Genomic DNA, 6790 nt, shown 5'->3' on the forward strand with positions numbered 1-6790 from the left:
AATTCCACTACGTAAAAAAGTTTAGGTGTCCTCTATAAATAGTAACCGGAGACCAAACTCCTTTCGATCTCCGGTACTTAACCAATCAATTAACCCAAAATGTTAATGACGATACGAAGTACCGTATTCGCTGTGAGATAGCAAATAGGCCGGGCTTCTCCGAGACAAAATAACGTTCCCGGAAACGTTCTTAAATTCAAGTTCAAGGTTTCAGGTTCATGGTTCAACGTTGATCGGACTTAACTTTGAACATGGAACTTTAAACATGCACCTGATTTTTTTCTTCTGAATGTTTTACAGGGACATGCTATACCTTGAATGGAAGGAGCGCGTAACTGTATATCTCTCCAACCTTTGTTGTATGTGAAATCAGAAATCGACCTTACTTTTCAGGTATATCTCTGACGAGCGCAGCATGCGCTGTTTTTTTCTTCTAAATGATTTTAGCTTCTTGAAATAAGGTTGCTGGCCAGCACCGATGTTTTTTATAATAACCTTTATCCTTATCACTAAGAACAAAACATACATTCTGGTCGCTATACTACTATTAAGCTTTATTAGTTCTTGCAATAACACAGGCGATGAAATTCAAAAGGCCGAGAGTATAAAAATCGATAACGAAGGTATCGAGACATTGCTCTCTCTTATTGATTACAATGTCACCAAACTTCAGGAGAATACATCAGCTTCGAAATCAAGCAGCTCGCCTGATGAAATAATTATGGTGAATTATATACGTGAATTTGAAAGAATCAAAGGCGTAAATTTTCATTATTCGACTGCCAGTATGGCCAGTGAAGAAGAATCGACTAAGCCGAATACTATAGCAAGGCAAGTATTTCAGGACAAGCTCAATTCCTGTATATCTAGTTCTACGAGCGAAGATGAGTTTCTGATTAAACTTTCTAAATTAAGAAAAGAAGTATTGAATGATCAAACCGATAACATTGTCAAGTCAAAGTTCTTATCCAAAATTGCACTATTCGAAAAATTTGTAAACTATATTCAGGAGAAAGTAGCTTTCAACATTACCCATACAACAGCAAAAGAAGATGATTCCAAATGTAAAGGATGGTGGCCGTGTTGGGGCAAATGTGCAGCTGGAATATTAGGGGGAGCAGGAACCGGTGCGCTAACTTTTGGACTAGCCGGAGCCGCTGTAGGTACGGTTACGCTTCCTGTTATAGGTACAGTCTCCGCGGGAGCCGTGGGTGCCATTGGAGGTGCAATTACCGGGGGGTTAACTGGAGCAGTGTCGTCTTGTGATTAAATATTTATGAAAAAGTATATACCACTGATAGTCGCTGTTATTGCAGAAACCTTGTTTGCCTTCCGTATACTCACAAAAGCTATCAAAGAAGGCAGTCATTGGAAAATAACATTATCCGCTATAGGTTTTTCCATCATGCTGATCATGACTATTTACTTCCTCATTCGGATAAATGCGAAGAGAAAGGTTTGAGATTCAAAGTTCAAGGTTCAAGGTTAGGCACGATCAACATTAAACCTTGAACATTAAACTTTAAACTTTCAGCTTCTACTCTACTTCCCCGTGAGCTTTTTAATAAGCGCAATCTCTTCCTTGCTATACGGAGTGCCATCTTTCCGGAATATATCGTGGAACCAGATCTTGGGTTCTTTGCCATCAGGCATTGGTGTATCCCAGGCATATATAGTGTTGGTTTTGCCGGCTACGAGTCCCCAGTTATAGGCTGCTATATTTTGTTCTTTTAGTATCGGCATAATATTATCGAAGCGACTGCCGCGGGTGCGGGCCATATACTCGGTGCAGATCAGTGGTTTGCCATACGTACGCAGGCTGTCGATCCATTGCTGGTGATCTTCCGGCACAGAGTAATTGTGATAGGTGATCACATCGGAGTTTGCCAGTTGATATCTATTCAGCTCTTCCAGATCTTTAGACCACACTCCGGCCGATAGCGGCTGTGAAGGATTTACTTCCCGCCCCCACTGAAATACTTTTGATAACAGCGGCAATGATTTTGTGCCGTAGCCGGAGTTGCCAGGCTCGTTATATACATCCCACAACACAATGCGTTTGTCGCTGGCAAAATGTGAGAGTATATCTTTGGTATATTTCTCCAGGGTTATATAGAGTGTTGAATCTTCGTGAAGTTTATCTCCAGGGTCGCGCACCCAGCCCGAGTTATGTATACCTGTTTTAGGTTCGGGTTGCTTACCTGCCTGGTATACCGGGCTCCAGCAATCATCAAACAAAACAAACAACGTAGATATATGGTGCTTATCGGCAATGCCGAGGTATTGATTAACTCTGTCTTTAAAACCCGTGGAGTCTACTTGCCACGCCAGGTGATGCAGATATACCCGCATAGAGTTAAGCCCGATAGACTCTGCCCAACCGAGTTCGCGATTGATAGTAGCGGTATCAAAGGTTTCAGCCTGCCACATCTCCAGTTGATTAATGGCTGTGCTGGGTATAAAATCGCTGCCCCGCAACCAGCCCCATTGTTTATACCATTCATTGGCTTGATCCTTCGTCCACACTTCGCGCACGGCCGGTACCGGTACCGTTGTATCGGTGGTTGTCTCTTTTTGTTTACAGGATGTTACCAGGCAGGCGATGAATGCTGCCGCCAACAAGAGTTTGTTGCGTTGTTTCATGAGTGTTTGGGTTAATCACGATTGGTTCGCTGACCATGTTTGTCAGTAAGTGCTAAATAGAATAATTCAGGATAATTATCCTTGATGAACGTAAAATTATATTGCAAAATAACGATTCCGGAAACGATATCATTTTGAATATTATGCTTAAATTCAAGAGCATTATTTCGTAACTCGCTGTGCCCAACAGGTTGTCAAACGGTTTTGATATTATGTGCCGTCCTTGTACTATTGACCTATTTTCCTTTCGTTTTCGATGAAAAACCCTCAGGCTACCATTCGCGATCTTGCTCTTAAATTAAACATCTCTATATCTACCGTTTCTCGTGCACTCCGGAATGCTCCGGATGTAAATCCGGAAACCAAGAAAGCTGTACTCGAGCTTGCTAAGAAATTACACTACGAACCCAATCGTGTAGCGCAAAGTCTTCGCATCAAAAAGACTAACACCATTGGCGTAGTAGTACCGGAAATAGCGATGCACTTTTTCTCATCAGCGATCAGCGGTATACAAGAGTATGCTGCCAAGCACGACTATAGCATTATGATCTGCCAGTCGATGGAATCGTTGCGCACTGAGAAATCCAATATACACATGCTGGTATCGAACCGCGTGGATGGATTACTGATCTCGCTCTCCAGCGAAACAAAAGATATAGAGCACCTCGAAAGTCTTATCGCGAAACAAATACCGATCGTATTGTTCGATCGCATTACCGATGAACTCGATGTTTCGAAAGTAGTGGTAGACGATCACAACGGTGCGTTTCGAGGAGTTGAGCATCTCATCAAAACCGGTTGCAAGCGCATTGCCTATATAGGCGGACCTGACGGACTATATGTAAGTGACCAGCGCCTTCGCGGATATCGTGATGCTATACGCAACTATAACCTGGAACTGGATGAAGAACTGATCATGCACTGCAGGGATTTTCACAACGATCCTACTGAAGCAGCGCGTACACTGCTGAATCGCCCTAACAGACCTGATGCTATATTTTGCATGAACGACCCCGTGGCTATATTGGCCATGCAGGTGTTGAAAGAAAAAGGTATAGCTATACCGAACGAAGTATCGCTGGTGGGTTTTACCAACGAACCGGTATCACAGTTCATCGAACCATCGCTCACTACAATCGCGCAACCGGCATACCTGATGGGACAATCGGCCGCTAAACTTTTCATTGAGCAAATGGATAACAAGGAAGACTTCAAACCCATTACCAAAGTTCTGCCTACAGAACTAATCATCCGAAACTCCACAAAACGTATTAACTAACATACACACGTACACACCTGCAAAACTTAAACACGTTAAAAAATGGCTAAAGGTTTACTGATCGATATGGATGGCGTAGTATATGGCGGTGACTCGCTTATACCCGGTGCCGATGATTTTATAGCTCAACTGCTGAAGCAAGATATACCGTTCATGTTTATGACCAACAACAGTCAGCGCACGCGACTGGAAGCGGTTCGCAAACTGAAGAAGCTCGGTATAAATGTTGATATAAAACATATATATACCAGCGCGATGGCTACGGGAAAATTTCTGGCCAGCCAGATTCCCAACGGTTCTGCGTATGTATTAGGTGAAGGCGGATTGTTAACCAGCCTGCACGAGAATGGTATCACGCTCGTAGAAACTGATCCTGACTTTGTCGTGCTCGGTGAAGGAAGAAACTTTACCCTGGAGATGGTACAGCGCGCAGTCGATATGATTTTGGCAGGCGCCAAATTTATTACGACAAACCGCGATCCTTCTCCCAAGAAAACAGGATGGGCCAACCTCGGTATAGCAGCTACTACAGCTATGATCGAAGAAGCCTCAGGTATAAAAGCATTTGTTATCGGTAAACCCGGCCCGGTAATGATGCGCTCTGCACGCAAAGCACTTGGCCTCGAAACAGCCGACACCACTATCATTGGAGACACTATGGATACTGATATACAAGGCGGTGTACAAATGGGCTATAAAACTATACTTACCCTGAGTGGCATTACCCGCAAGGAAGATCTTATCAAGTTCGCATTCAAACCCGATATGGTAGTCACGTCCGTGAAGGAAATTAAATTACCACTGCCGTGGTGGGAAGAGAAGTAAGTAGCAGAAAGCTAAAAGTTGAAAGCGGAAAGTAGAGAATCCTTGAACTTTCAACTTTTAGCCTCTACGTGTAACGATTAACATGTAACGAATGCCGAAGTATACCGGCCAGAAACTCGCAATTACTTTGCAGTAACAGTCTCCACCATGGTCTTGATGTGTTTCTTCGAAGAGAATATATTCTGATACATTGCCAGAATCTTTTGGTCTTTATCCAGCAGGTACGTTGTACGCTTGGTAAACGAAGGTACAAACGGCAGTTGCGTATCGTATAGCTCACATACCTTTCCTGCGTTGTCTGATAACAGGTCGAAAGGAAGTCCTAATGTTTTTTTGAATTTCTCATGACTTTCAATCGAGTCGCGGCTAATGCCGATGATGGTGATGTTCAATTCCTTGAACACTTCAAAAGTATCGCGGAAACTACAGGCTTCGTTGGTACAGCCTATCGAGAAATCCTTCGGATAGAAATATAGTACACAAGGCTTGTTCTTCATGTCCTTATACAAGGAGAAATCTCTACCGTTGGTAGACGACAAAGTGAAATCAGGAGCTTTGGCTCCTACTGGTAGTGGCATAGTGATTTGTTAAAAAGTGCAGAACTCAATTTTTCTTAAAACCGTTCACAAATATCAACGATTGTTTCCACACTTACGCATTTACTTCCACGATCGGTTTTTATGATCAGGCTAATAAATAAAAAAGCGGCAGACGTCTTCCATCTGCCGCTTCACCTGTATCAAACTACGATTCCTCTTACAAGTATCTTTATTCCTGGTAAGTTCTTATTTCTTCCGGAGGTATATATCCCCATTGTAATTCTTCAGGGTAATTTCGGCTCCTCCTCCGTTCACATCACCACGTTTGTAATCATCTACGGTTACCCGGTATACACCTGACTTGGCATCTTTTTTCTGCACAGGGCCGGTGCTGGTCATCTTCATATCAAAACCGGTATATATTTCACCTTGTTCTGTTTTCATTTTGAACGATGCCTTCAGCGTTGCCGGGTAAGTAAGATCTATATCTCCGTTATAGGTTGAGAACGACATCGGTGCGCCATCGGTAACTTTATCAAATGTTACTTTGATCTCGCCATTGTACGTAGTGGCTACAACCGATCCGGATATATTCAGTGCTGTGATCTCTCCGTTGTAGTTGGTTAATTCCAACTCGCCTTGTACGTTGGTGATCATCAGGTCGCCATCGTTATAGGTATGTACTTCCATATCAAAACCGGAAGGAACTTCAATCTCCAGGTTGAGCTTATGATTCCATGAATCTGACTCTACTTTTACAAAGTTGTTGTTCTCGGTTACTTCAAGGTCCATGCCTCCACCACCAATGCGTTTCAAACCACTCTTGGATTTTTCATGCTCATCGCGGTCGCGGTCATGCTCATCGCAATCTTCACATTCTCCATCTTCCATGGATTTATACTTTACCAGTACATCTTTGCGCGCAGTTCCTTTTACTGTAATCGAACCATAATTCAAATGCGCTTTCAGTTTGCCGCGCTTGGCAGGATCGCTGAGCGGCACGGTAAATTCATTGTTACTCTGCGCCTTGGTAATGGATGAGCTGATCAGTATCAATCCCAGTGTGATCAGAACGAGAGCGGTAGTCAATATCTGCTTTTTCATGTGTTTGTTATTTTCTCTTTTTTTAAAATCCGGAAGTATATATCTATAGCACACAGATTCTTCCTTCCTATAATACTTCAGCTGTCTGCCATAGTTACAGACTTGTTACCTTACTATATATATACTTTAATTTACTTTTTCTTTCAGATATACATTTCCATTGAAAGTTTCGAAGTCGAGCAGTGCACCGCCGGCTCCGGCCTGGTAGCGGTTACCATTTACTTTAAAGCGAATACCCTCTCCGTTGCTGCTCTTTTCTACCTGTACCGGCAGTGTTTCCAGTTTATCGATGTTGGTATAGAAGTTGCCATTAAAACTTTCGAAGCTCAGGTTGGCCCCCAGTCCTTTCTGGAACAGCGCATTGATATCGCCATTAAGGGAATAGAAGCGGCAGTCTTTC

At 43.0% G+C, this 6790-nt stretch carries 7 protein-coding genes and 1 pseudogene; 4 read left to right on the forward strand and 4 right to left on the reverse strand.

Features of this window, described 5'->3' with window-relative positions:
- Positions 1 to 478 precede the first annotated feature (478 nt).
- Both VIN08_RS16460 and VIN08_RS16465 read left to right on the forward strand, forming a co-directional pair.
- Positions 479 to 1270, forward strand: coding sequence for a hypothetical protein (locus tag VIN08_RS16460; protein WP_331967256.1), 792 nt, complete (start codon positions 479 to 481; stop codon positions 1268 to 1270).
- A 6-nt stretch (positions 1271 to 1276) separates the two neighbouring features.
- Positions 1277 to 1462, forward strand: a complete 186-nt coding sequence (locus VIN08_RS16465; RefSeq protein ID WP_331967258.1) for a hypothetical protein — start codon at positions 1277 to 1279, stop codon at positions 1460 to 1462.
- 80 nt (positions 1463 to 1542) lie between these two features.
- Here VIN08_RS16465 and VIN08_RS16470 read toward each other — a convergent pair whose 3' ends face one another.
- The gene (locus VIN08_RS16470; RefSeq protein ID WP_331967260.1) at positions 1543 to 2643 is read right to left on the reverse strand and encodes a glycoside hydrolase family 2 TIM barrel-domain containing protein; all 1101 of its coding nucleotides are present in this window, start codon (positions 2641 to 2643) and stop codon (positions 1543 to 1545) included.
- A 256-nt stretch (positions 2644 to 2899) separates the two neighbouring features.
- Between VIN08_RS16470 and VIN08_RS16475 the strand changes: the two genes are divergently transcribed.
- Positions 2900 to 3922 (forward strand): LacI family DNA-binding transcriptional regulator, encoded by a 1023-nt coding sequence (locus tag VIN08_RS16475; RefSeq protein WP_331967262.1) that lies wholly within the window; start codon positions 2900 to 2902, stop codon positions 3920 to 3922.
- Between the two features lie 42 nt (positions 3923 to 3964).
- A complete protein-coding gene (locus VIN08_RS16480) occupies positions 3965 to 4747 on the forward strand; it encodes an HAD-IIA family hydrolase (RefSeq protein WP_331967264.1) in 783 nt (260 codons plus the stop codon).
- A 122-nt stretch (positions 4748 to 4869) separates the two neighbouring features.
- Here the strand turns inward: VIN08_RS16480 and VIN08_RS16485 are convergent, their stop codons facing one another.
- The 3 genes and pseudogenes from VIN08_RS16485 to VIN08_RS16495 all read right to left on the reverse strand — a co-directional run.
- Entirely contained in the window at positions 4870 to 5325 is a 456-nt protein-coding gene (locus VIN08_RS16485) for a peroxiredoxin (RefSeq protein WP_331967266.1), read from the reverse strand.
- A gap of 207 nt (positions 5326 to 5532) precedes the next feature.
- Positions 5533 to 6390: a DUF4097 family beta strand repeat-containing protein gene (locus VIN08_RS16490; protein ID WP_331967267.1), complete on the reverse strand. Its 858-nt coding sequence runs from the start codon at positions 6388 to 6390 to the stop codon at positions 5533 to 5535.
- Positions 6391 to 6516: 126 nt separating this feature from the next.
- Positions 6517 to 6790: pseudogene (locus VIN08_RS16495) on the reverse strand (hypothetical protein); the annotation flags it as partial.

The sequence above is a fragment of the Ohtaekwangia sp. genome (assembly GCF_036568665.1).
Classification (GTDB): Bacteria; Bacteroidota; Bacteroidia; order Cytophagales; family Cyclobacteriaceae; genus Ohtaekwangia.

Bases quoted from the DNA above. Each gene is read 5' to 3' on its own strand.
- VIN08_RS16470 (WP_331967260.1), bottom strand. From the start codon at position 2,643: ATGAAACAACGCAACAAACTCTTGTTGGCGGCAGCATTCATCGCCTGC.
- VIN08_RS16480 (WP_331967264.1), top strand. From the start codon at position 3,965: ATGGCTAAAGGTTTACTGATCGATATGGATGGCGTAGTATATGGCGGT.
- VIN08_RS16490 (WP_331967267.1), bottom strand. From the start codon at position 6,390: ATGAAAAAGCAGATATTGACTACCGCTCTCGTTCTGATCACACTGGGA.
- VIN08_RS16460 (WP_331967256.1), top strand. From the start codon at position 479: ATGTTTTTTATAATAACCTTTATCCTTATCACTAAGAACAAAACATAC.
- VIN08_RS16465 (WP_331967258.1), top strand. From the start codon at position 1,277: ATGAAAAAGTATATACCACTGATAGTCGCTGTTATTGCAGAAACCTTG.
- VIN08_RS16485 (WP_331967266.1), bottom strand. From the start codon at position 5,325: ATGCCACTACCAGTAGGAGCCAAAGCTCCTGATTTCACTTTGTCGTCT.
- VIN08_RS16475 (WP_331967262.1), top strand. From the start codon at position 2,900: ATGAAAAACCCTCAGGCTACCATTCGCGATCTTGCTCTTAAATTAAAC.